The following is a 25,142-nucleotide window of genomic DNA, read 5'->3' as shown; positions in this document are numbered from 1 at the left end:
TACACAACGTCAACCACACGTTGTACAAAACTTTTTTCGTGAGAAACATGTTGCTTACTCCGCTGCCTAAAACTGTTCACCATTCTATGCTCTGGTTAGTAAGACCAGTCATATCACTCTCAATAGGTTTAAGCCTATCTTCCCAACTCTTAGACATCGAATAGATTATCTCAGGCTGTTTGCTGTCCATCTCTGTCCTCTTTCCACCCTTTAGCACGTTCTCTTCCTGATTCAGTCAAGTACCACATCCCATTTACTTCTTCTGTCCAACCAAACTCATCGCGCATAATCTCAAGGTTTTGCTTAACATTACCGTTTAGTTTGTTGAGTTCACGTGCGATAGTTTTGTAGTCCACTCCAATTGTACCCAGCATATAGATTCCAATTAATTCTCTGGTTGGTGCATGATAGCCTCTATTCTTACCAGCAGTGAGTTGATATTTCCTGAATGATGCGAAGAATTGGTTTAGGTTATTAGTAGAGCGTTGTCTGCTGAAGTCTAGTGCAGTCTGAGTATCTCTCTCTAACTCTTGCTGCTTGGCGTTGAGGTCAGCTAGCAATGCATTCATTTCTTCTAGCTTGCGGCTGATTCTATTGTGATGGTCGTCGAAGTTGATAGGTGCGAGTGTCATGATTTTATCTCCTAACGTTATGTGTCTAGCGATTGTGGTTGAATAGGTATTCGTTGACTGCTTGGCGAATGATGTCTGATAGTGTTGTCTCATGCTCTGCTGCTAGCTCTTCTAGCTTCTCCACTATCTCTAATGGAAATGAGATGTTGCGCTGGAGCATACGACGCATACGTTCGGCTGCATCAGTATTTGGCTTAGCAGCACGAATCTGCTTGACATCATCACTCACAAACTTGTTAAGCCAGCGTTCAACAGAGTCAGTGCTATTGTTGAATGTATCTCTAAACCATGACTGCCAATCACCTGCATAAGCCGCGATGTATGCGTTTATAGTTCGGTTCAAAAGATGGAGGGACGAGGTGAGGTGGTAGGGGTACGAAATGAGATACGTAAGACCCTGGATATTTCCACAGCCCATTGGGATGCTGCTCCAACTTCTTGTTATTCAAGGGCGAGGCTGCGTTCTCTGTCCTCCATGCATAGCCCTGCTGCTCTATTGCTGAGGGTGTAGCGGCTGCTTTGCTGGGCTGTTTATCCTTGCAAGGTTGTCGAGCGCCTTTCCTGCCCCTACTACAGCCACAAGAGGTAGTAGTTCCGTAGGATAAGCTATCTCCTGTTACCACCTTTGTTTTGCCGCAGTCGCATAGACACATCCATTGAATTTTTTTTAGTTTATTTCTTCCAGCGAATTCCTGCACCACCCACTTACCGAATCGCTGTCCCGTCAGGTCTTTCACTCGTGGAGGTATTTCCATCACATCAGTTTGCGGCTGGGCTTCTTCTTGTCTTGCCATCTGAACTTGAATTTGGGATTGTACTCGATGTTGAGGGGTGGCGCGTAGAGCTGGATTAGCGTTGCTTCTAATATTTTGGCATTCTCCTCCATGTCCTCGAACGATGGTGCTTTCTTTAGAGTTATCCACGATACTCTTTCGGCTCCTTTCTTGAGGAGCTGAGGGAGTTTGTGTGGTTTGGAGTTGTTCCAGCGCCAGTGCATATTACTGGTTAAGCCAACGTATAAGACCGTATTATCGGCAGTCCAGAGGTAGCAGGCAGAGGAGCGCGGCAACTCCTTCAACTCGTCAATAGACACGCTGGGCAAGACATCAGGGAGCAGCGCCAGCAGGTCTTTCACCAAGGCGGGTGTATTAACTAGCATCACCTTCTACACCATCGGGGATGTGTCTGATTAGGTCGTTAGGCGTGGCATCGGGATACAGGTTAAAGATTTTGTCCAAGACATCTGCACCTGGTAACGATGTAGGATTTGCCCTCAACCGATACAACGTACTAGGAGAAACACCAGCATCGTTAGCAAGCTTGAAGATGTTCGTCTCCCGCCTATTACAAAATTCAGCAATAGTGTTTATCATCATGCTTTCATCTTCACTAGTGTACTTATACTATAGTGCAGTTTAGCAGTAGTGCAAATGTTGTAAAGTATTATTTCGACATCGCACACTAGTGAACTATTGCACTACTATAGAAATACGAGGATGAGGAAGAGATAAACACCCCACCTCATAGGAATTCAATGTTCGCAGTATTTCTATTCGTTGTAGTTTTTAGCTTCTATTGCTGGTTATTCTGCCCTGCCAGTGAAAAAGAGATGCCGCAGGGTCGCGGTCTTCAACTTAATCAAGTACGACCGCTCCAGGGCTGGGATGTGATAGAGCCGGATACGAGCTGGATTGGTTGGGGTTGTACATTGCCAGTCAATACCCCTTACTGGAGCAGAGTTGATGAGTTGCTGAAGAAGAATATACGGCAGCTCAAGAAGTTGGCGAGAGAGAGACACGTTCGCGGCTACGGCGACATGACCAAGAGTCAACTTATCGCGGCGCTGTCAGTATAAAGGCTTGAAAAAGATTTATCGAGCATGGTGGATAAAAATTTAGAAGCTTCAGAAGACAAAGAAGAAGCTGAAGACTAGGACAATTGAGACTTCAATAGGAGGCAACCATATGAGCAGTAATTTCAAGCTCAGTCCGAAAATCCAAGCTGCAATTATCAGAGGCTACGGCTTCAACCGAGAACAAAAAATCTGGCTTAAGCACTACACCGATGCAGCAATCGCCCACGATGCAAAACTCTTTATGCGCCTTGGAGATGAGTCGATACAACGCTGGGGAATGCTGAGAGGTATCGAGTTGCACGGCGCTGCTGCTTATCTACTAAGCCAGGAAGACCTTGCTTGGGGTACTGCTGTGATGGATGTAGCTACCCAGTTGAATCGCTTACGGGGTTAGAGTGGTACTTTAAGTTTTATGTCATTCTGTTGTATCTCCTCGTACTCACGACATACTCAATTTCAGGTAAAAACTCTTGTTGTGTGAAAATTCCCATTTCTAACTAACGAATCGGGTTGTGGACGGTAACTAATTTCGTTCCATCAGGGAATGTTGCCTCTATCTGGACTTCATGCAACATCTCCGGTACTCCCTCCATGACTTCATCTCGCATCAGGAGAGTTGCGCCAAAACTCATCAACTCGGCGACAGTACGCCCTTCTCGCGCCCCTTCCAGAATAGCGGCAGAAATATACGCCACTGCTTCTGGATAGTTAAGTTTTAGTCCTCTAGTTTTACGGCGTTCTGCTACCAAAGCAGCGGTGAAGATGAGTAGTTTATCCTTTTCCTGCGGCGTAAGTTGCATTGATGTTCTTTTCTACTCCATGTGATTTATCAGATCTGGCGTTATGGCTGTCATTGGTCATTAGTCATTTGTCACTCACGACTCACAACTCACTGCCCTATTTGCCAAACTCTAGGTAAACAGCTAGATCTGTCTAATAATGATAAGCGCAATAATTGCCACACAGACGTAAACCAGTTTCGCACCTCAATCGAACTAGAGCCACGGTAGCGACACAACAATCCATACGGGAGGCGAGTGACTCCGTGGTTGGTAATTGGTAATTGGTAATTGGTAATTGGTAATTGGTAGTTGTCACCTTGTCCCCCTTGTCCCCATAATTCTCTCACTTGCGCTACTAATTCCGGCGAGACGGGTTGTCCAACCCAAGCAAGAGTGGCGACAATGGAATGTCCGGCTAAACCGTGGGGACTGTTGAGAATTGCTTCTTCTCCTGGCAACCATTGCCGATCGATCCATAAAGGTTGTCCTTGTTGCCATATTTCAGTATGCGATCGCCACTCTCCTTGTAAAAATCTTTCTCCTCTAGCGCTGCGTCCAAATCTGGTAATTTCCCAACCCAACCAGCTAGCACCTGGAGCTAATTCTACGCGCAAGTCTTGACGATAATTTGCGCCGTTAAAGACAATTGTTTCTTGAGGCAACCACTCCAAGCAAGCACCCGCATCAATCTGAATCTCGACTATTTGTCTGGCTGGTAAGCCGTTGCTGCGATAAATTTTACTCGCAGCTGTTGTCGTGACTAAAGCTTGCGATCGCGGTTGGAGTTGCAGGTTAATAGAAAGGCGATCGCCCCCCACAATTCCCCCAGCCGTGTGCAAGATAGCAGTATGGCATATGTCTCCTTCTGGGTAAAACGGACGCTGCACTTTTAACGGTGCTTGAACGCGATCTCTTATTGGTTGTGTCTTACCGTTGCGCAGAGCATACACGATATCTAAATTGCCATGCCAGGTAGAAGGAATAGTAGTTTTTTGATGCACGGAATTATTGTAGTTGGTCACTGGTCACTGGTCACTGGTTGCTGACTCAAATGGCTCGTATTTTCCTCCCAATGCTTCTACAATCGTCTGCGTATTGGCTACCATCATTTTGATATACGAGTCTCCATTACTACCAGTAGCGCCGATCGAGTCAGAATAGAGTTGGCGCGGTGCTAACTTGACTCCCGCCTCCTGAGCAACAGTAGTAATTAAAGCAGGATTAATTGTAGTTTCGGCAAAGATAGCGGGAACTCCAGCTCTTTTCACAGCTTCGACTAATTTTTGGATAGTTTGGGCGCTGGGTTGTTCTTCCGTACTGATCCCAATTAGAGTCCCGGCGATCGCCATTCCATAGGCGCGACCGAAGTATTGAAATGCATCGTGCGTCGTAACTAATTTTCGTCGTTCTGCGGGGATGGTTTGAATTTGCTGCGTCATCCATATATCTAATTTCTGCAACTGGGCGATCAGTTGTGCGGCATTTTGAGTAAATTTCTCTTTATCTTCTGGTGACAATTCAATCAAAGCATCGCGAATCCGGTTCACCATTTGAATTGAGTTTTCCACATCGCCCCAAACGTGAGGATCGGGGACGACTTCCCCTTTGCCTTTATCTAGCTGTAAAGGTTTCACAACTTCCCCTACAGCCAATTTACGCCCTTGCAATCCTGCCGCATTCATCAGCTTAATCAGTCCTGGTTCTAAGTTGTAGCCGTTATACAAAATCAAGTCTGCATCTTCCAACGCCTGACTATCGGCTGGTACTGGTTCGTAAACGTGGGGATCGTCCCCCGGCTTCAAAATTCCCCGCAGTTGAATTTCTTCTCCTGCTACCCGTTCTGCTAAATCATTGATGATGGTGCTAGTCGCCACGACTTGCGGCTTTTCTGTCCCCGGAGAGGTGCGGCTTGTATCTGGTTGGCTACAACTAGATAGAAGGGCAAGAGGCAAGAGGCAAATAAGAATTCGGAATTCGGAATTCGGAATTCGGAATTGAAGATTCTTGACTGCTGGTGGTTGGTGGTTGGTGGTTAGTGGTTGTTGCACCTGAAGCCCACCTACCCACCTGCTCCCCTGCTCCCCTGCTCCCTGCTCCCTGCTCCCTGCTCTATCATCATTCCCGCTTATCATCAACATTATTTCCTTTTATAGATGTTTTCATATTCTTTTCATTTTTACAGTATGCTCAAAGTAGACAAAAAAAGTTAGTGTTATGAAAACTTTTAATTTGAGGCTCCAGCCCAGAATAAATACTCATGGGTTTGTGTCAACTGCTGCGAACGTACAGAAAATGGATCTAAATATCGCCAGCGCCGCAAATATTAATATCAGCCATTTAGGGGTGCAGTACCGCACGCAGGAAGCACTACGCGATATTAACTGCACGGTGCGACCTGGAAGGCTGACCGGAGTTTTTGGTCCCAATGGTGCGGGTAAAAGTACTCTGATTAAAGCAATGTTGGGACTGGTTCCTCTGTCCAGCGGTAACGTGCTTTACCAGGGCAAACCATTGGTGCAGCAGTTGGAAAAAGTTGCATACGTTCCCCAACGATCGCAAATCGACTGGACTTATCCTGCTACGGTGTGGGATGTGGTGATGATGGGCAGAGTCAAGAAAACGGGTTTATTTCAGCGTTTCTCTACTGTCAGTCGTAAAGTCGCCCAATCTGCATTAGAACGGGTAGGAATGGACGCATATAAAAATCGTCCCATCGGACAGCTATCGGGAGGACAACAGCAACGAGTATTTTTGGCACGCGCTTTGACTCAAGAAGCAGAAATATTTTGCTTTGACGAACCATTGGTAGGAATCGACCAAAAAACCCAAACTGTAATTTTTGATGTTTTTCACGAATTAGCCCAAGCTGGAAAAATCGTATTAGTTGTGAATCACGACTTGGGAGAATCGATTCAGCACTTTGACGATTTGATTTTGCTCAATCGCGAGATAATTGCTACAGGCGATCGCGTTTCAGTGTTAACTGAAGATAATCTTTATCGCGCCTACAGTGGTAAGGTGATGTATTTTAGTGGAGCTGCTGCTTGATGCTTGAGGCACTGATTGAGCCGTTGCAGTATGGATTCATGCAGCGATCGCTTGTCGTCGCGATTCTTGTCGGTTTGTTATGCGCTGTCGTCGGCAGTTACTTGATGGTACAACGCTTAGCCTTGTTGGGCGATGCCATCAGTCACTCTGTTCTACCAGGACTCGCGATCGCCTTTTTAGTTGGGGCAAATATTTTTGTTGGTGCATTTATTGCTGGGGTAATTAGTACGCTGCTAATCGCTTGGATACGCACGCGATCGCCGATCAAAGAAGATGCAGCGATGGGTATCGTTTTTTCAGCTTTTTTTGCACTAGGAATTACTTTAATTACGACAATTCAGAAGCAGAATAAAATCGATCTCAATCACTTTTTATTTGGCAACATTCTCGGCGTGACTTTTGATGATGTCCGCGACACGGCAATTATTGCCACTGTAGTATTAATTGTTGTTTTCCTCTTATACAAAGAACTCCTATTTTACACTTTCGATCCGCTAGGCGCTCAAGCTGCTGGCTTACCAGTAAATCAGCTGAATTTTGGTTTAATGTTGTTAATTGCTTTAACAATTGTCGCCAGCATGAAAGCAGTAGGCGTGATTTTAGTATTATCCCTCCTCATTACACCTGGCGCAACTGCCTATTTACTCGTAACACGCTTGCATCAAGTGATGATTGTAGGTGCGGCGATTGGGATTGTTTCTAGTATTAGCGGCATGTATCTCAGTTACTTTTTTAACTTACCATCCGGTCCCGCGATCGTCTTAGTTGTTTCGGGATTATTTGCCTTAGCTTTTTTATTCAGTCCCAATTATGGGGTTTTTATGCGTTGGCGACAAGTGAAAACCAAGCAGTTGAGTAATGAATAATAGTAGAGTCGATTCTATCATTTGAATAATATATATCTTATAGGAGCGGACGGTTATGCGTCCCTACCTATGATATGTTCGTAATTGGTAATTGCTATACGAGCATTTTTTTATACTCTAGGTAAGATACATGGCTGACATTGTCGATATTGCTGTTGGTGCGGGTTCTTTCAATACTTTAGTAGCGGCAGTACAAGCAGCAGGATTAGTAGACACTCTCAAAAGTCCTGGTCCATTCACGGTGTTTGCACCCAACGACGAAGCATTCGCTCAACTACCACCTGGAACTATCCAAACCTTACTACAAAACATTCCTCAATTAGCAAGAATTTTAACTTTCCATGTTGTTTCTGGTAAGTTGATGCAAGCTGACTTAGCAAAAGTCGATTCTGTCATTTCGGTGGAAGGTTCGCCAATTCCGATTAATTGTACTGATGGCTTTGAAGTCAAAAATGCCACAGTATTAGCACCAGATATTGAAGCTGATAATGGTGTAATTCACGTAATTAACCGCGTGATTTTAATGGGGTAATTAGTCATTGGTCATTGGTCATTAGTCAGTTGTTATGAGTGGTGCGTGGTGAGTGAGAAGAATTTATATTTAATCTTCTCCTGTCTCCTATCTCCTCAGTTTTGACTTTTGACTTTTGACTTTTGCCTTTTCAAAGCGAAGCTTTAATATCTGCAACTAACTCATCAATTCTTTCTTTAGTCGTTCCCCAAGAACACATAAATCTTACACCACCAGCGCCGATAAAAGTGTAAAACTGCCAGTTCTTGGCACGTAATTGATTAATAGTATGTTCTGATAACTGCACGAACACACCATTGACTTGCCTGGGAAATAGAATTTCTACACCATCAATATTTAAAAGTTGATTTTCTAAATATTCCGCACATTCATTAGCGTGACGCGCATTTCTTAACCAAGCACCTGTTTCTAACAAACCCAGCCAAGGTGCGGAAATAAATCGCATTTTCGATGCTAATTGTCCCGCTTGCTTGCAGCGATAGGCAAAGTCTTCTGCTAAGCTTCTATTAAAAAAGATAATTGCTTCACCCATTGCCGTACCATTTTTAGTACCGCAAAAACACAAGACATCAACTCCACTTTTCCAGGTAATTTCTGCTAGAGTTTTATTCATTGTGACGACAGCATTAGCAAAGCGTGCGCCATCCATGTGGATTTTTAAATCATATTTTTGGGCAATTTCTTGAATTGCTAAAAGTTCGTCAATAGAGTATAAAGTTCCTAATTCTGTGGCTTGCGTCAAGCTGATAACTTTAGGTTTAGGAAAGTGGATATCCGCACGCTTACTCACAATTGCTTCTACTGATGCTGGGTTTAGCTTACCCATTTCGCCTCTAGCTAGGAGTAATTTGGAACCATTGGAAGCAAATTCTGGCGCACCGCATTCATCAGTTTCAATATGTGCGACTTCGTGACAAATAACACTATGATAAGATTGGCAGAGTGCGGCTAGAGAGAGTGAATTAGCGGCTGTACCGTTAAAAACAAAAAATACTTCGCAGTCAGTTTCAAAAATTTGCCGAAAATAATCGGAAGCTTTTTGCGTCCATTCATCGTTACCATATGCAGGCGAACTACCTGCATTCGCTTTCAGCATATATTCTAAAGCCTCTGGACAAATTCCAGAATAGTTATCGCTGGCAAATTGTTCTGGATTGTTTACCATAATCTATTTACATAATTAATGTTTTTTACATCGATCGCAATGTCCGCAACCTGAAGATGGTAATTCTTGACTGAACCCAAAACATTTTAACAAATACTGCCAGCGACACTGTTTCGTTGTAAGATACTGAGTCATCTGCTGTACTGTGAGAAATTGTTTAGGTGGTTGTAGTTTAATTGGTTGACGGATCGTGTAATGAAATGGATCTTGCCAGTCTAACAAATTTGCACTGTGGAGGAGAGATAACGCAATCGCACCATCAGAAAATTTGCGTGCTACAGCCTCTACTTCTCCCTTCACTGGAAGTTTTTTTGCTAATTGTTGTGCTGATAAATATTGCGATCGCATTTTATTTTCAAAAAACTGCTGACGCTGCTTATCTTCTGGATCTAACCATCCTGTAGGTTCGCTAATTAACGTTAATGCAATACTCGGTTTTCCATCTCTACCAGCACGCCCAACTTCCTGCACATATTCTGATAATAATAAGGGAGAGTGGAAATGTATCACCCATCTCACGTTGGGTTTATTAATCCCCATTCCGAAGGCGCTGGTACAGATAACAAATTGCATTTCTCCATTCAACCAGCTAGCTTCAATTCTACGACGTTCTGCTGGACTCAAGCCTGCATGATAAGCCGCAGTCACATATCCTCGTTGCATTAACCATTCTGCTAAACTCTCGCTATCACGGCGGGTACGTACGTAAACTAACCCAGCTTCTCCTTGTTGTGACTGAATAAATTTCTCTAATTGGTGTTTCCGTCCTTTAGGTGTCCAAACTATTTTTACCTGAAGATGCAGATTAGAACGGTAGGGATTTTGACGAAAAATTGCTGGCTGTTGTAGTTGTAAGACTTGCTGAATTGTCTGCTGAGTTGTCGGATCTGCTGTTGCAGTAAAAGCCGCGATCGCAATTTTTGCTCCAATTGGTTTAGACTGAAGTAAAGCCGATCGCACTGTACCCAAACGGCGATATGCAGGACGAAATGTATCCCCCCATTGAGATAAACAGTGAGCTTCATCTAAAATTAGACTATCAATTTTTAATTGCGGTTGAGATAGCCTTTCCCAGATAGGTTTACTGAGTAAAGTTTCTGGCGATAAATAAAGGAGTTTTATTTGTTGCCGTTCTAATTGTTGTAGCGTTTTAAAACGGCTATCTTTTGGTAGTTCGCTGTGTAATAAAGCAGCAGGAAGATGGCGATCGCGCAATTCTTTAACTTGATTTTCCATCAACGCTACTAGAGGAGAAACGACTATAGTTAAACCTGTTTGTAGTAGTGCTGGAAGTTGAAAACAAATCGACTTACCTCCACCCGTGGGCATAATTATCAAAGTATCTTGCCCCGATAATATACTACGAATAATTTCCCTTTGGGGTAGACGAAAATCTGAATATCCCCAGATTTGCTGTAACTTGGTGCGAATATGCTGTCCAGATTCAGAGTCATTCATTGGGATCGAGCAATTTTTTGACTCTGAATATAACTGTTAGTTGGTGAGGAAGCGATCGGTAATTTCACTGTAGAGACGTTACATGTAACGTCTCTACATTTCTAAGGAATATTGGAAATATCTTTAGCCCCCCTTTTTAAGGGGGGTTGGGGGGATCTCAACCACCTACTGCGATCGCTTCCTTACTCAATTTCTCATAAGCTGCCAAAATAACTTCCTCAGTTTCTTCCCAACCGATACACTGATCTGTCACTGAGATACCATATTTCAATTTTGACAAATCGCAAGGAATTGACTGATGACCCTCATACAAATGAGATTCTAACATCATTCCTAGAATTGATGTATTTCCTTCTACAATTTGCGCGATCGCATCGTTAAAAGCTACAGTTTGTAATTTGTAGTTTTTATTAGAATTACCGTGGCTGCAATCGATGACAATTCGTGATGGTAAACCTGCCTCTTTTAACTTTTCTTCTACTTTCTTCACATGGGCAATCTCGTAATTAGGCTTGCCACCACCACCCCGTAAAATAATATGTCCGTAAGCATTTCCTTTCGTTTTGAAAACGCTCACTCGTCCTCTTTGATCGATCCCCAGAAAATTGTGTGGAGTACTCGCTGCATGGAGGGCATTGAGAGCAACTTGAATACCACCATCAGTCCCATTCTTAAAGCCTACTGGCATTGATAGCCCGCTGGCAATTTCTCGGTGAGTCTGAGATTCAGTCGTTCTCGCCCCGATCGCCGCCCAAGACATAAGTTCGCTGATATACTGCGGTACGATTGGATCGAGTGCTTCTGTTGCCGCAGGAATGCCCATTTCTGCTAGCTTTAATGATAAGCTCCGGGCTAAATGCAAACCTTTTTCAATATGGAAAGAATCATCCATATCGGGGTCGTTGATCAATCCTTTCCATCCTACTGTCGTGCGAGGTTTTTCAAAATACACGCGCATAATCAGCAGAAATTTATCTTGAACTTTGTCTGCTAAATTTTTTAATCTCCCCGCATACTCTTCTGCTGCTGCAACATCGTGAATAGAACAGGGACCAACTACAATAAACTTTCTATTATCTATACCATCTAATATATTTTCTAATTCTTTCCGAAAGCGGAGGACAGTTTTTTCTGCTTTTTCCGTCAAGGGTAACTTTGTTTTTAGTTCTTTCGGGGTAATTAAGATATGTGAATTATCAATGCGGATATCGGCAATACGATCGTGCATAGTAAAAATTACCTATTTTGAAGAACGACTACAGATAAAACCAATATTCAGTATAGTATTTTCTAAATAGAGGCAGACGAAACAATTTGGCAGAAAAATTCCCCTAAGCGTTCTAGATGGTCTAAAAAAAGACTACACCAGGAGCGATCGCGATTTCCACATCGCTGTCAATACCTGTCATAAACCTAAACAGTAGCGCACGGCTGCCTCTACTTGCCAAATCAACGCCGGATCTCAAAATTGCGTAATCCTTCTGGTGTCTCGTACTCAACCGCCACGTCTTTGACAACAGCAGGCGGGTTTCCCTGGCGACACCACGCGATCGCCGCTTCTACTAATTCTTGAGTTCCTTCAAATACGGCTTCCACTCGTCCGTCAGGTAAGTTTCGCACCCAGCCATGTAACCCCATCTCAGCAGCCATCTCAGCCGTTGACATTCTGTAGCCTACTCCTTGGACTCTACCAGAAACGAATACATGGGCGCGAAGTCGATCTTGCATGGGTAATCGCAAATGTATTTTTTAATACAACAAAATAGTTTTTTCCGAAAGCAAACAATCTCAACAAAAATGGCGCTAACTGGGAAGCTAACGCCAAACGAAGCCTTACTTGGTTCATTCTAAGCAAAAATGGTGCTGCAATCTAGCTCAAACTCAAGACGACGGTTTTAGTCATCATCATCGTCATCATTGCGATCGCGGGATCGATATTCCCGATCGTCATCGTCATCCCGACTGCGACTTCTATACTCTCGATCGTCATCGTCATCGTCGCGATCGCGCCGTCTATATTTGCGATCGTCGTCTTCATCCTCTTCGTCGTACCGATCTTTATATTCTCGTTCTTCTTCTACCCGCGAACGATATTTGTACTCACGATCGTCGTCGTCATCTTTGTCGCGATTGCGATCTCTGCGATCGTCGTCGTCATTGCGATCTCGATAATCTCGATCGTCATCTCGTCTGCGATCGCCTACACCAGGAATGTTTTTAAAAAAATCGCCTATACCCATACTTTCCTCCGAATTATCAGGCAAGACTTTTTTGTTGAATTATCCTGTAGTCTGTCACAGAAGTTTTTATTGGCATCTCCTCCGAGAGTTATAAATAGCGATCGGTAAATAGAATGAGATCGAACGAGGAGAAGGGTTAACTTACAACTACCAATTACCAATTACCAATTACCCCAATACATCTTGTTTATCAGCCAAAGATTCTTGCTTGGCAGAAATGCTAGGGTCTTCGCTTAAATCTTGTCGATCGCTCAATTTTCCCCTAAATTCGTTGATTACACCTCCGTGTAAAAGGATATTAATTTGACGCGGGCTGATGCTGTGAGTCATTTCATAAACAAGATTTTTTGTCTTATTTTTAGCCACAATTGCTTGTCCAGAAGTTAAGGCATCGCGCAATCCTATAATTTCAATTTCATCATCGCGATCGATAGTATCGTAATCATCAGGATTGACAAATTCTAGCGGCATAATACCGAAATTAACTAAATTTCGCCACCTAATTCGAGCGTAGGATTTAGCTAACACCGCTACTTGTCCTAAATATTTGGGTGCGATAGAACCAGCGGCGGGGGTGTGGCTGTCGGAACCGATCGGAGTTTTCCCAAGCATATCGAATCGTTCCATGTGGAGGGGATGACTGACACCGTTTCCAGGGCGACTGTACCAAATACCAAATCGCTGACAGGCAGAACGCAGAAATAAATGGTCGTCGGCGTTTTTGTAATCTGTTTGTAATAAATTGTGGTCTACATATTGGGCAGAAATTTCTGTTTTGACGCGATCGATTCCCAAAGCTTCCAACTCCAGCATCACCATCGTACCCGTAGCATCTTGGGTCAGAAACCGATCGATTTTCAGACCAATCTCCTGCCCTGGAATCATTTTTCCCTCAACTAAATGGAACTGGATCGGCTTTTGAGTGACGTTCATTGGCATAATGGCTTCTATGAAAAAGTCAAGTAGGGACAGGTTTATTTCTCAATTCTTTCCGGTCGGCTATATGTTGTAGTTTCGATATTAATTTATGCAGTCATATCACTACAGTTCGATAGGCTGGGAAGGCAAAATTCAGCGCAGATCGTGTTAACTACGATACATTTGCCCGATCGCGATCGCCCTGAGAATAATTTCAACCTTTTATTCGCCTGAGTATGAGTAGCACGTCAGAAGAACAGCAATTCGTAGCGCGATCGCCTGTTAGTGAAGATTATCCCCTCAGTGCTGTCCCCGCCTCAGCACGCAAATCAATTTGGTCTTTAGCTCCCTTGCTGATGGGTTTTACCTTATACTCGGGAACGTTATTTGCTGGGGGTAGGGTAGGTCCATCGTTTCGATTTTTCCCCGATCTTGTCTCGCTGATTGTCGTCGGTAATTTAATTTTAGGCATCTACGCGAGTCTACTAGCTTATATTTCTGCCAAGATGGGGCTGAGTACGGTCTTAATGTCGCAGTTTAGTTTTGGCAATGTGGGTTCTCGTTGGGTCGATTTTCTGCTTGGTTTTACCCAAATTGGTTGGTATGCTTGGGGATCGGCGCTGATGGCAGAGTTAGCAAATAAGCTTTTAGGCGTTCCGGCTAGCTGGAATTGGCTGATTATTCTATTTTTTACTTATTTCTTTTGTTCTACAGCGTATATTGGCTATCGGGCGATGGATTGGCTAAGTCGAATTGCCGTCCCAGCAATGTTAATTTTAATGGTTTGGAGTTTGGCGATCGCATCTGCAAAAGTAGGAGGGTTTGCAGGGTTGCAGGCGATCGCCCCTAAAGAACCAATGCCAATCGGTGAAGCCATTACAATTATTGTCGGGACGTTTATTTCAGGCGGAACTCAAGCCACAAACTGGAGTCGATTTGCTAATTCGGGACGCACGGCATGGATAAGTACCCTCACTGCCTTTTTCTTTGCCAATGGCTTACTCATATTTAGCGGTGCATTCTGTGCTCTAGTTTACGGTAATGAAGACATCGTACAAGTCATGGCGCAACAAGGATTGCTATTTTGGGGTTTGGTGCTGTTGTTCTTGAATATGTGGACGACACAAGACAACACCATCTATGCATTCTCGGTTGCAGGCGCGCATATGTTCCGTACTAACAAACGGACGGCTTTCGTGTTGGGCGGTGCGACTGTTGCTTTAGTGTTAGCCTGGGGCGGAATTTACAATTTACTCGTCCCCTACCTCATTTTACTAGGAACGTTTATTCCTCCCATTGGTGGGGTCATAATGGCAGATTACTGGTTGCATCATAAAGGGCAGTTCCCTGCATTAACCGAAAAACAGCCTGCATTTAACTGGGCGGGAATTATTGCTTACGTGTTGGCAAGTGCAGTTGCATACTTCTCTCCAGGTGTCAAGCCTATTAACGGTATTATTGCAGCTGCGATCGCCTATTTTATTTTGAGTAAATTTCTAATTCCCAAAAACAACAGAGTGAATGAATGAGTTTGAAAATTTAGCGGCTAGCTTTCGATTCTTCGCCATTGTTTTTTATTCCAATTTGGAATTGCTAATTATTCTCCACTAAAAGGGCAATTTCTGATAACGTTTCTCTTGGCGATCGCCAATATATTTGTAGGGGCGCACGGCTGTGCGCCCCTACTCGCCTATCTCATTCAATTGAAAATGGCTATGATATATAATCCTTGATTTCCTTCATTTATACGTAAATCCACGGAAGAATTTTTAAAAGTAAATTAGCCTGAAATAAAGTTATCGGTGAAAACTCGCTTGGACATCCTGTATTACTCAAGTTAGCTTTTATTTGAAATTTAGTTTACTGAACTGTAGTATCTCAAAAACTTTAATAACTTTGTAAAGATTCGCGTTGTACTGAGAAGTTATAACTTAGTATTTCAGGAATTTTTGCCTAAACTATTCTCTCTACTATTTTTGAGTTATGCAAGAGCGACTTATTGAAACCTCGGAAAATCTAGAGTTAGATTTTTCAAAATTATGGATAATCTTAAAACGCCGTTGGCTACCTGGTACGGGCGTGTTTACTACCATTCTGGCTTTAGCAATTATAGCTGTATGCTTGCAGAAACCCGTTTATGAAGCGACGGGGAAACTGATCGTTAAGAAAAACGATCAAACGGCTGCTCTCACAGGTCTAGGACAAGGAATCGGAGACTTAGAAGGTTTAAATCTTCAAAGTAATCCTGTCAATACAGAAATTGAGGTAGTACGTTCCATTCCTCTCTTACAAAAAACTATAGCTGCACTAAATCTCAAAGACGATCGCAAAAATGAACCACTTAAACCAGAAGATTTTATCAACAAACTAAAGTTGAAAAATATTGGTGGCACTGATGTGATGCAAGTGACGTATAAAAGCATCAGTTCTGATGAAGCTGCTGCCGTCGTCAATAAATTGATGAACGTTTATCTAGAAAATAATATTCAAACTAACCGAGTTACGGCAACAGCAGCCGGAGATTTTATTGCGAAGCAAATTCCTGATGTTGAAGCCCGCGTGCGACGAGCTGAAAGCGCCTTGCGTCGCTTTAAAGAACAGAATCACTTAATTGCTTTAGAAGCAGAAGCACAAGGTGCAGTCACGGTCATTCAAACTTTAGAAGGACAAATCGCTCAGGTTCGAGCAGAATTGGCAAATGCTAATACTAAGTTGGCAAAACTGCGCCAACAAGTCGGTATGGATGCAGATACTAGCTTGAATCTCAACGCGCTCAATCAGGCTCGCGGCGTGCAAAGAGTCTTAACAGAGTATCAAAAAACCGAAGCCGAACTAGCACAATTACGGACGCGCTATGCCGAAACCTATCCAGGAATTGCCAATCTTAAGCAAAAGAGAACAGCTCTCAAAGCCTTACTCAGCCAACGGATCGCACAGGCTGTAGGAAAGACGCGAACCGTAGCTGATGGTAAGTTACAAATTGGTGAAAGTAAACAGAAACTAACTGAGGCATATATTCAATTAGAAGTAGAGCGTCTGGGTTTAGCAAGTCGTTTAGCTTCTTTATTGGGTGAATATAAGCTCTACAAACAAAGAGCTAACATTCTGCCCAAATTAGAACAGCAACAACGGGAACTCGAAAGACAACTCAAAGCGGCTCAATCAACATACGAAATTCTGCTGCAAAAGCTGCAAGAGGTGAGGGTAGCAGAGAATCAAAATATGGGTAACGCTCGGATTATTGAATCTGCACTAGCTCCCGAAAAAGCTTTGTTGTTCAAACCGATGATGATATTGGTAGCAGGGATATTGTTCAGCGTAGTGTTATCAAGCGGTACGGTTGCAGTCTTAGAAATTCAGGATACATCGGTCAAAACTCTGAAGGAAGCAAGAGAGTTATTTGGCTATACCTTTTTAGGAGCTATTCCTTCTCTGACAAAGAAAGCTGCTGCCGATGGAAAAAATGGGGAAACATCTGCGATCGCCCTCCCCGTCAGAGACACTCCGCGTGCGCCAATCGCCGAAGCTTTTCGGATGCTTCAGGCTAACCTAAAATTTTCCAGTTCAGATAAATTGAAAGTGATTTTAGTCACTAGCTCTGTTCCTGGAGAAGGTAAGTCTACGGTTTCTGCTAATTTAGGAGCGGCGATCGCTCAATTAGGAAACAGAGTCTTAATTGTTGATGCAGACATGCGCCGTCCCAGACAACATCACATTTGGGAGAAAGCTAATACAGAAGGATTGAGCGATGCGATCGTCGGTCAAGTAGATTACCAGTCTGCAATTAAAGAAGTTCTGCCTAAATTGCATATTCTCACGGCAGGTGCAACTCCTCCCAACCCCGTAGCACTACTCAATTCCGTGCAAATGACTTCCTTAATCGATAATTTTGCTAAATCGTTTGATTTTGTAATTATTGATGCCCCTCCTATCTTAGTAGCTGCTGATGCTCTCATGTTGGGTAAGATGACAGATGGTTTATTAATGGTAGCAAGACCTGGTGTTGTTAGTTCTAATACTGCTACTACTGCTAGAGACTTATTGCAGTCTTCCAGTCAGAAGGTCTTGGGTTTGGTTGTCAATGGCGTGATTTTGGAAAATGAATCTGATAGTTATTACTACTATGTGAAGGACTATTACATGGAGGAGGATTCCACTAGTCATCAGCGTTCTACAGCTAATCGTAAGGCAGCATCATAACTCAGATTTGTATGTTCAAATCTATTGTGTCAATCCGCGAAAGATTTAGCCCTCGGTTACGTAAAGTTGCGGTAAATACTAGTTGGCTGTTTGCTGACCGTATCCTTCGCATGGGTGTTGGGCTTTTTGTAGGTGTGTGGGTAGCTCGTTATTTGGGAACTCAGCAATTTGGGCTATTAAACTATGCCACTGCTTTCGTAGCTTTGCTAACTCCATTTGCCACTTTAGGTTTGGACAACATAGTAATTCGTGAAATTGTACGTGACTCTTCATATAAGGATGAAATTCTTGGTACTACTTTCTTTCTCAAATTTCTGGGCGGATTTGTATTAGTTGGATTAGCACTTATTAGTATTTCGTTGTTACGTTCAGGAGACCAGCTAACTTGTTGGGTAGTCAGTGTTTTATCAGTTGGAGTAATTTTTCAGGCTTTTGACACCATTGATTTACAATTTCAAGCGCAGGTTCAATCAAAATATACGGTTATTGCTAAGAATCTAGCGTTTATCGTTATCACCCTTGTCAAGTTAACTTTAATTCAAATTAATGCATCTCTAATAGCTTTTGCTTGGGTAGTTTTGCTAGAAAGCGGGTTAGGTGCAATTGGGTTAGCGATCGTCTACCGAATGCAAGGATATAGCCTTTTGGCTTGGCGTTGGAGCCTTACTCGTGCAATCGCCTTACTTAAAGAAAGTTGGGTGCTGATGCTTTCGGGACTGACGATTATGATTTATATGCGAATCGACCAGATTATGCTGGGACAGATGATCGACGATCGCGCCGTCGGACTTTATTCAGCAGCGACTCGGATCTCCGAACTTTGGTACTTCATTCCCACAGCAATTTGCTCTTCTGCCTTTCCTACAATTATTGAGGCAAAGGGAATAAGTGAGAGTTTGTACTATCAGCGCATAAAACAGCTATTGCGGTTGATGGTATGTTTATCCATCGCGATCGCAATACCTATGACATTTCTATCGAAAACCTTGGTAACAGGGCTGTTCGGTCAAGAATATATTGCAGCCAGTTCCATTCTTACCATCCATATTTGGGCATCTCTATTCGTCTTTATGGGTGTTGCTACTTCTCCTTGGTTTATCACTGAAGGTTTGACAAAGCTTTCTTTACAAAGAACGCTAATTGGGGCGATCGCTAATGTGTTACTGAATTTTCTCTTAATTCCTACTTACTCTGGCAATGGTGCGGCGATCGCTACTGTTGTTTCCTATGCTTTTGCGGCTTTTATTACAAATTTATTGAATCAAAAAACAAGAAAAATGTTTTTTATCCAACTCAAAGCACTTATTTTAATCAATTAAAACAAATGAACTTAAAACGTATCCTAAAGAATATTCTTTCTATCAAAATTTGGAGCTTGCTACAAAAACTGAAAAAACAGCTAAATAACAATTATGTTAACAAATCATATTCCCAAGAAGGGGAAGATTTAATTTTAAATAAAATATTTGAATGCAAGCAAAATGGGTTTTATATTGATGTAGGTGCACATCATCCAAAACGATTTTCAAACACCTATTTATTTTACCAAAAAGGATGGAATGGAATCAATATTGATGCGATGCCAGGTAGTATGAATCTGTTTAAAAAACAAAGACCGAGAGATATTAATATAGAGGCAGCTATTGCTCAAGAAAAAACAGAAATGTCTTTCTTTATGTTTGATGAACCTGCTCTTAACACCTTTGATAGAAATCTAGCTTCTGAAAGAATTGCTCATGGATGGAAACTTCTTAAAGAGCAAAGTGCGATCGCTACACCTCTTAAAGAAATACTGAGTAGTAATTTTTTATCTCATAATAAAATAGATTTCATGTCAATTGATGTTGAAGGATTAGACTTAGAAGTACTTTACTCAAACGATTGGCAAGCTTTTAGACCAGAATATATTTTGATTGAATGTTTGAATTTAAGTATCACCGAGCTATCAACCAATGAAACATATCAATTCCTCGTTCAACAAGGATACGAACTCTTTGCAAAAACTTGTAGAACTCTAATACTTAAAACCTCTGGTTTGTAATTATGAGTAATTGGCAATTAAAAACACCTGTTGTTTTTATTATTTTTAATCGACCTGATACTACTGCTAAAGTTTTCGAGGCAATTCGTCAAGTCAAACCTCCTCAGCTTTTTGTCATTGCTGACGGCGCTCGTGACGATAAACCCGGTGAAGCTGAAAAGTGTGCCGCTGCCCGTGCAATTATTGAGCAAGTTGACTGGAAATGTGAAGTCATAAAAAATTACTCTGATATTAACATGGGATGCCAATGTCGTGTTTCCAGTGGGCTAAACTGGGTTTTTAGTAATACAGAAGAAGCAATCATTCTTGAAGATGATTGCCTACCTCATCCTACTTTTTTTCAATACTGTGAAGAACTTCTTGAATACTATCGACATGATAGACGAATTATGTCTATTGCAGGAGTCAATTTTCAAGCTGGACAGCAAAGAACTGAGTATAGCTATTATGTTTCTCTCTATCATGATTGCTGGGGTTGGGCAACCTGGAAGCGAGCATGGCAATATTTCGACTTTGATATGAAGCTATGGTCAATGATTAAAGATAGTGGAATTCTTACAGATAAACTATTAAGTTTTCAGGCAGCTAAATACTGGCATCGTACTTTTTGTTTAACTTATAACGGGCAGATTAATAGTTGGTTCTTTCGCTGGTTATTTTCTTGCTGGGTTCAAAGTGGTTTAGGCATCTTTCCTAATGTAAATTTAATTTCAAATATTGGTTTTGGACAAGCAGCAACTCATACAACAAGCTATAGTTCATATTCTAATATGAAAATAGGAGAAATGCAGTTTCCGCTCAAACATCCACCATATGTATTACAGAACTTAGACGCAGACAAATTTACTCAAAAAACGAGATTTAATGCGCCTATCTGGAGTCGTGCTGTAGCAAAATTACAAAAACTTATTTATAAGGTGTAAAAATCCAATCGAGGTAATTTATGCTGTTTGAAATAAAAGATACAGATTCATTCATAAATAGTTTATCTAAGCTGATTAAGTTTAAACCGAGAAATATCATAACCTACTACTTGCGTTTTCTCTATAATTGGTGTATCAATAAACTTCAATTTAAAAATTTTACTCAAGGCGAGCTTTCTCATGTTTATAATTCATTAATTGACCCTAATGTTACAATTTACAAGCAAGTCAAAATTGCTAATTCTCAAATTGGCTCTTTTACTTATGTTTGTCAAAATACCGTAATTGATAGAGCAAGTATAGGTAAATTTTGTTCTATCGCTTCAGATTGTAAAATTGGTTTAGGTAGTCATCCTACTAGAAGCTTTGTTTCAACTCATCCAATCTTTTTTTCAACTCGAAAACAAGCAGGATTAACATTTTCAGATAAAGACTACTTCAAAGAGTGCGCTAATATTACTATAGGAAATGATGTATGGATTGGTACTAGCACTATCATTTTAGATGGCGTAAGTATAGGTGATGGAGCAATAATTGCTGCTGGTGCAGTTGTCACTAAAGATATTCCAGCATACGCTATTTATGGTGGTGTTCCGGCAAAGCTTATTCGTTACAGGTTTGAAAAAGAAGTAGTGGATTTTCTTCTAAAGTTCAAATGGTGGCTAAAAGACGAAGAGTGGTTAAAGCAGAATTTTAAAGATTTTCATGATATTAATAAGTTTAAACAGATACATGAGTAAGCAGAAAATATTCTATTTCAGTGGTTGGATGCTAAAAACCAGCTAATGCAACAGGTTTTAGCAATCAAGGTTTTTAAACTTGACTGTTTTTATCAAGTAATATGATCTATAAAACACATCTCAATCTCATAAAAAATATTTTTATTATATTCGCATTATGTATTTTTATGGGAATTTCATTAGAAAAACTAGAGCCGGGTACTAGATTATTAGAATCTTATAATCCATTAATGAGCTTAATCAACTATAGTATCTACATAATAGGAATTTTATTTGCAAGCTTCAAATACAGACAAGTATTAAATTTTATTTTCAAAGACATTTTTTTGTGCGTGCTTCTTACCCTATCGCTTCTTTCTACAATCTGGTCAGAAGTACCTGTAAGTACTTTTTTTCATAGTATTTCACTCTTAGCAATAACAATTTTTGCCGTTCACCTTGGTACTAGTTATAGCTTAAATGAAATGCTGAGGCTGTTTCGCTGGTCGCTTGCAATTATAGCAATATTAGGCTTAGTATTTGCTCTATTTATGCCAGTTAATGCCTTTATGATTGATTTGCGTACCGGATTGCGTTTTCAAGGCTTATTAAGTCATCCGACAAATTGTGGACGAATCATGGTACTAAGTATAGTTCTATGGTTAATTCATGCATTGCATACAAAACATTATAGAGTTATTAGCTGGAGCATTGTTGCTATAAGTACAATTTCGTTGGTAATTACAAATACTGTTAGCGCCTACTTGTCATTGTTGGAACTCTTGATTCTTTTGTTATTATTGCGAACTTTTAAAACGAAAAACGTTGTTTTGATTTCATTCGTTTTGTTTTTTATTACTTCAATAATTACTATCTTAGCTACGAATTATGAAACCGCTCTAGACTTTTTTCGTCGTGACACTACAGGTACTGGACGAACAATTCTCTGGGAAATAGTTTGGGAAAAAATTATGGAACATCCAGTGTTAGGCTACGGGTTTAATGCTTTTTGGACAGGTTTGGATGGTCCTTGTGCTGATATCTGGCAAAGAATGAGATGGCAAGCACCCCACGCTCACAATGGATTGTTAGATGTAGGTTTACAACTGGGCTTTCTCGGTATGTCAGCTTTATTGATATCATTAGTTAGAAATATTTTTATAGCTATAGGTGAGTTGAAACAGTCAAGTAAACTTGAATCTATCTTACCGATAACTCTTATTACTTTTATAATTCTTTCTAACTTAACTGATGTTGGAGTCTTGTCAGCAAGACAAAGTATCATTTGGTTTTTGTACGTATATCTATCAACTTATTTAAGTAGATGTATCATTTATAAACGTAAAAATTACAAAAAATATCAAGAGGCGGCTGAGATACACACGCAGTTGAACTCTTAACTGAATTTATGTTGAATTTTTACTACCAACGTCAAGCAAAACTAAATTTAACTTAGAGGCTAGCTATTCGATGTCTGAGGATCTTTTGTTAAAAGCTAAAAATAATTCATCTCTACCCTTAGTTAGTATTATTACGCCATCATACAATCAAGGAAAGTTTATTAGGAAGACAATTGAAAGCGTTCTAATGCAGAATTACGAGAAAATTGAGTATTGGGTAATCGATGGAGGTAGCACAGATGAAACAATATCTATTTTAAAAGAATACGAAAGCGATCCGCGCTTTCATTGGATAAGTGAAAGCGATCGCGGTCAGAGTGACGCTATAAATAAAGGACTTGCTAGAATTAAAGGAGAAATTTTTTCTTGGCTTAATTCTGATGATGTTCTAGCTCAGAATGCACTTTTTAAAGTAGTTTCTGCATGGATGGAAGCTGAGCAACCTAGTATTATTTATGGATTAGCCAGATTTATTGATGAACGCGATAACGATCTTGGTCTCTGTCCTCGCCAGTGTCCAGATATGACACTTGAAAAAATTCTAGCTTGGAAATATCACTTGCCGCAACCAGCTGTATTTGCTCCGGTAAAGTACGTTCGTGAAGTTGGAGGAATAGATTTATCACTCCATTATGCAATGGACTTTGACTTATGGATTAAGTTAGCTGAAAAAATACCGTTAAAACATATTTCTTATAACTTAGCTCTATTTCGTCTACATTCAGCATCGAAAACATTTACTATCACTCAAAGCTTGGTAAATGATATTGCAGAAGTATTAAGTAGAGCTAAGACAAGAGAAATTTTAGATGATAAGCAAGCACAAAGTTGCGTGAATCTTTTGTCTGCCAAAATGTATATGGAGATGGGAGATTTTTCTACAGCACTGGTTAAACTTAAGTCCGCAGTAATGAGTAATCCCTCTGTTACTTTAGAATCAGCAACTTTATTAGTAAGGTGTGTAACTCGTTTTCTCATAGGTGAAAAGAAATGGTTACAGTTGCGGTCTATTATCATGAAATTTTTTGAAGAAAAAACATTGAATAATAACTGTTGAGTAAGGCGTTTGCTGTATAAATGTCTTCGTGTATGTGTGTTAACACGATTATTACTGTACCAACTCACCACGCATTTAGATTTTTATCTAGAAGTTTATCGGAGTACATTAGTGAAGATTGCTATTGATGCTAGGCATATTTCTAAAGGTGGGATTGGAGAATATATCAGAGAAATTTTAAATAGAATAACTCATGAAAAAAATCTAAGTTTTTTGATTATAGCAATTAACGAGGAAGACTTAAGCACAATTAAAGCTCTTAAACCAGAGGGTGCGAATGTAATTAGAGGACCAAAAATGTTCTCTATAAGGGAACAGATATGGTTGGCAAGGTTTTGTCGAACATACAAACCAGATATATTTTTTAGTCCTCATGTAACTTTTCCTGTTTTTTCATCTTGTCCTACAGTTCTCACTGTACATGACACAATTTGGCTAAATTATCCTCAATATGCTACCTCTCAGTTAGCTCGATTGTACTTCTTAGTCATGCTGAAACTAGCAGCTTGGAAGTGTAAAAAAGTCATTTGTATTTCAAAAAGTACAGCCTCAGATTTTTCCCATTGGGTAGGTGTAAATTCTAGTCAAATAGAAATAATTTATAACGGAGTCAACCTAACACACGGACATCTTCATATATCGCAACAGCTCGATCCGCCCTACTTCGTTTATGTTGGGAATTGGAAACCTTGGAAGCGAGTACCTGATTTGATAGCAGCATTTGAATTAGTAAATGCTGCTTGTGCAAATCAGAAAGTTCGTCCGAAATTGATTCTTGCAGGTAGGCATAACTATAACCATTCAGATGACATAGCTTCTAGAATTCAATCCTCTACCGCAAAAGAATACATTCAGGTGCTTGGTGAATTGAATAGAAGTCAGTTAAATAGTCTTATTGCTGGTTCAATAGCTTTAGTTAACCCATCTGAATATGAAGGGTTTGGGTTAACTCTTGTAGAAGCAATGGCGCTAGGAACTCCTGTCATAGCAGCTAGCGGCGGTTCAGTACCGGAAGTTATGGGTAACGCAGGAATTTTAGTTCAACCAAGAGATGTCAATAGTTTAAGTCATGCAATGTTATCGGTGATCGACAATGCAGAATTACGAAATACTTTAACCGAGTATGGAAAAAATAAGGCAAACGAATTTAGCTGGGAAAAAACTGCACAACTTACATTGAATATTTTATTAGATGCAGGCAAATGATTAAAGTTTATTAGAGTCACTGAAGTTGACCGTTGCTCATATTCTCAGTACACAATATGGTTATGCTGATAGGCTATCAGTAAAGATAGTGCCTAGTACA

The 25,142-nt window shown here is 40.9% G+C and carries 27 protein-coding genes and 1 pseudogene; 14 read left to right on the top strand and 14 right to left on the bottom strand.

What is annotated here, in order from left to right; translation table 11 throughout:
* Window positions 1-170 precede the first annotated feature (170 nt).
* From H6G17_RS09975 to H6G17_RS09960, 4 genes are all read right to left on the bottom strand, one after another.
* Window positions 171-632, bottom strand: a complete 462-nt coding sequence (locus H6G17_RS09975; RefSeq protein WP_192156672.1) for a hypothetical protein — start codon at window positions 630-632, stop codon at window positions 171-173.
* Window positions 633-657: 25 nt separating this feature from the next.
* Window positions 658-975, bottom strand: coding sequence for a ribbon-helix-helix protein, CopG family (locus tag H6G17_RS09970; protein ID WP_192156670.1), 318 nt, complete (start codon window positions 973-975; stop codon window positions 658-660).
* Window positions 932-1,555 (bottom strand): hypothetical protein, encoded by a 624-nt coding sequence (locus tag H6G17_RS09965; RefSeq protein WP_192156668.1) that lies wholly within the window; start codon window positions 1,553-1,555, stop codon window positions 932-934. Before H6G17_RS09965 ends, H6G17_RS09970 begins: the two co-directional genes overlap by 44 nt.
* Window positions 1,556-1,780: 225 nt before the next feature.
* Window positions 1,781-2,008 (bottom strand): helix-turn-helix transcriptional regulator, encoded by a 228-nt coding sequence (locus tag H6G17_RS09960; RefSeq protein WP_192156666.1) that lies wholly within the window; start codon window positions 2,006-2,008, stop codon window positions 1,781-1,783.
* 233 nt (window positions 2,009-2,241) lie between these two features.
* Between H6G17_RS09960 and H6G17_RS09955 the strand changes: the two genes are divergently transcribed.
* A complete protein-coding gene (locus H6G17_RS09955) occupies window positions 2,242-2,487 on the top strand; it encodes a Rho termination factor N-terminal domain-containing protein (RefSeq protein ID WP_192156664.1) in 246 nt (81 codons plus the stop codon).
* Window positions 2,488-2,596: 109 nt separating this feature from the next.
* Window positions 2,597-2,881 (top strand): hypothetical protein, encoded by a 285-nt coding sequence (locus tag H6G17_RS09950; RefSeq protein ID WP_192156662.1) that lies wholly within the window; start codon window positions 2,597-2,599, stop codon window positions 2,879-2,881.
* 103 nt (window positions 2,882-2,984) lie between these two features.
* On the opposite strand, the gene ureA is transcribed toward H6G17_RS09950, so the two are convergent.
* From ureA to H6G17_RS09935, 3 genes are all read right to left on the bottom strand, one after another.
* Entirely contained in the window at window positions 2,985-3,287 is a 303-nt protein-coding gene (gene ureA / locus H6G17_RS09945) for an urease subunit gamma (RefSeq protein WP_015156628.1), read from the bottom strand.
* A gap of 89 nt (window positions 3,288-3,376) precedes the next feature.
* The gene (locus H6G17_RS09940; protein ID WP_192156660.1) at window positions 3,377-4,291 is read right to left on the bottom strand and encodes an urease accessory protein UreD; all 915 of its coding nucleotides are present in this window, start codon (window positions 4,289-4,291) and stop codon (window positions 3,377-3,379) included.
* A 3-nt stretch (window positions 4,292-4,294) separates the two neighbouring features.
* Complete coding sequence (locus tag H6G17_RS09935) at window positions 4,295-5,401, bottom strand: metal ABC transporter substrate-binding protein (RefSeq protein WP_192156682.1); 1,107 nt, start codon at window positions 5,399-5,401, stop codon at window positions 4,295-4,297.
* Window positions 5,402-5,561: 160 nt separating this feature from the next.
* Here H6G17_RS09935 and H6G17_RS09930 point away from each other — a divergent pair, with 160 nt between their 5' ends.
* The 3 genes from H6G17_RS09930 (at window position 5,562) to H6G17_RS09920 (ending at window position 7,715) form a co-directional block, all read left to right on the top strand.
* A complete protein-coding gene (locus tag H6G17_RS09930; protein WP_347276421.1) occupies window positions 5,562-6,317 on the top strand; it encodes a metal ABC transporter ATP-binding protein in 756 nt (251 codons plus the stop codon).
* A complete protein-coding gene (locus H6G17_RS09925) occupies window positions 6,317-7,183 on the top strand; it encodes a metal ABC transporter permease (protein ID WP_192156656.1) in 867 nt (288 codons plus the stop codon). Before H6G17_RS09930 ends, H6G17_RS09925 begins: the two co-directional genes overlap by 1 nt.
* 130 nt (window positions 7,184-7,313) lie before the next feature.
* A complete protein-coding gene (locus H6G17_RS09920; protein ID WP_015156623.1) occupies window positions 7,314-7,715 on the top strand; it encodes a fasciclin domain-containing protein in 402 nt (133 codons plus the stop codon).
* 130 nt (window positions 7,716-7,845) lie between these two features.
* On the opposite strand, the gene H6G17_RS09915 is transcribed toward H6G17_RS09920, so the two are convergent.
* The 7 genes and pseudogenes from H6G17_RS09915 to H6G17_RS34600 form a co-directional block, all read right to left on the bottom strand.
* Window positions 7,846-8,880 (bottom strand): low specificity L-threonine aldolase, encoded by a 1,035-nt coding sequence (locus tag H6G17_RS09915; RefSeq protein ID WP_192156654.1) that lies wholly within the window; start codon window positions 8,878-8,880, stop codon window positions 7,846-7,848.
* A 15-nt stretch (window positions 8,881-8,895) separates the two neighbouring features.
* Window positions 8,896-10,338, bottom strand: a complete 1,443-nt coding sequence (locus tag H6G17_RS09910; protein ID WP_192156652.1) for an ATP-dependent DNA helicase RecQ — start codon at window positions 10,336-10,338, stop codon at window positions 8,896-8,898.
* A gap of 157 nt (window positions 10,339-10,495) precedes the next feature.
* Window positions 10,496-11,566 carry a 3-deoxy-7-phosphoheptulonate synthase gene (locus tag H6G17_RS09905; RefSeq protein WP_192156650.1) on the bottom strand — a complete coding sequence of 357 codons (1,071 nt, stop codon included), beginning with the start codon at window positions 11,564-11,566 and terminating at the stop codon, window positions 10,496-10,498.
* A 221-nt stretch (window positions 11,567-11,787) separates the two neighbouring features.
* The gene (locus H6G17_RS09900; RefSeq protein WP_192156648.1) at window positions 11,788-12,066 is read right to left on the bottom strand and encodes an acylphosphatase; all 279 of its coding nucleotides are present in this window, start codon (window positions 12,064-12,066) and stop codon (window positions 11,788-11,790) included.
* 167 nt (window positions 12,067-12,233) lie between these two features.
* Window positions 12,234-12,602 (bottom strand): polyribonucleotide nucleotidyltransferase, encoded by a 369-nt coding sequence (locus tag H6G17_RS09895; protein WP_242038317.1) that lies wholly within the window; start codon window positions 12,600-12,602, stop codon window positions 12,234-12,236.
* A gap of 144 nt (window positions 12,603-12,746) precedes the next feature.
* Window positions 12,747-13,136 (bottom strand): hypothetical protein, encoded by a 390-nt coding sequence (locus H6G17_RS34605; RefSeq protein WP_347276420.1) that lies wholly within the window; start codon window positions 13,134-13,136, stop codon window positions 12,747-12,749.
* Window positions 13,134-13,517 (bottom strand): annotated as a pseudogene (locus H6G17_RS34600) (aconitase family protein); the annotation flags it as partial. The pseudogene H6G17_RS34600 and the gene H6G17_RS34605, both read right to left, overlap by 3 nt.
* 215 nt (window positions 13,518-13,732) lie before the next feature.
* On the opposite strand from H6G17_RS34600, the gene codB reads away from it, so the two are divergent.
* The 9 genes from codB (at window position 13,733) to H6G17_RS09845 (ending at window position 25,042) form a co-directional block, all read left to right on the top strand.
* Complete coding sequence (codB, locus tag H6G17_RS09885) at window positions 13,733-15,025, top strand: cytosine permease (RefSeq protein WP_192156646.1); 1,293 nt, start codon at window positions 13,733-13,735, stop codon at window positions 15,023-15,025.
* 454 nt (window positions 15,026-15,479) lie between these two features.
* Complete coding sequence (locus tag H6G17_RS09880; protein WP_192156644.1) at window positions 15,480-17,696, top strand: polysaccharide biosynthesis tyrosine autokinase; 2,217 nt, start codon at window positions 15,480-15,482, stop codon at window positions 17,694-17,696.
* Between the two features lie 11 nt (window positions 17,697-17,707).
* On the top strand, window positions 17,708-19,015 hold the full coding sequence (locus tag H6G17_RS09875; protein ID WP_192156642.1) for a flippase: 1,308 nt from the start codon (window positions 17,708-17,710) through the stop codon (window positions 19,013-19,015).
* A gap of 5 nt (window positions 19,016-19,020) precedes the next feature.
* Window positions 19,021-19,737, top strand: coding sequence for an FkbM family methyltransferase (locus tag H6G17_RS09870; protein ID WP_192156640.1), 717 nt, complete (start codon window positions 19,021-19,023; stop codon window positions 19,735-19,737).
* Between the two features lie 2 nt (window positions 19,738-19,739).
* Window positions 19,740-20,660 carry a glycosyltransferase family A protein gene (locus H6G17_RS09865; protein WP_192156638.1) on the top strand — a complete coding sequence of 307 codons (921 nt, stop codon included), beginning with the start codon at window positions 19,740-19,742 and terminating at the stop codon, window positions 20,658-20,660.
* A gap of 20 nt (window positions 20,661-20,680) precedes the next feature.
* Window positions 20,681-21,400 (top strand): CatB-related O-acetyltransferase, encoded by a 720-nt coding sequence (locus H6G17_RS09860; protein ID WP_192156636.1) that lies wholly within the window; start codon window positions 20,681-20,683, stop codon window positions 21,398-21,400.
* Between the two features lie 167 nt (window positions 21,401-21,567).
* Entirely contained in the window at window positions 21,568-22,779 is a 1,212-nt protein-coding gene (locus tag H6G17_RS09855) for an O-antigen ligase family protein (RefSeq protein WP_192156634.1), read from the top strand.
* A gap of 70 nt (window positions 22,780-22,849) precedes the next feature.
* Window positions 22,850-23,836, top strand: coding sequence for a glycosyltransferase family 2 protein (locus H6G17_RS09850; protein ID WP_192156632.1), 987 nt, complete (start codon window positions 22,850-22,852; stop codon window positions 23,834-23,836).
* Window positions 23,837-23,947: 111 nt separating this feature from the next.
* Window positions 23,948-25,042 (top strand): glycosyltransferase family 1 protein, encoded by a 1,095-nt coding sequence (locus tag H6G17_RS09845; protein ID WP_192156630.1) that lies wholly within the window; start codon window positions 23,948-23,950, stop codon window positions 25,040-25,042.
* Window positions 25,043-25,142 lie beyond the last annotated feature (100 nt).

The sequence above is a fragment of the Chroococcidiopsis sp. [FACHB-1243] genome, assembly GCF_014696895.1.
GTDB lineage: Bacteria > Cyanobacteriota > Cyanobacteriia > Cyanobacteriales > Chroococcidiopsidaceae > Chroococcidiopsis.
This window is presented reverse-complemented; position numbering and strand designations above follow the sequence as displayed.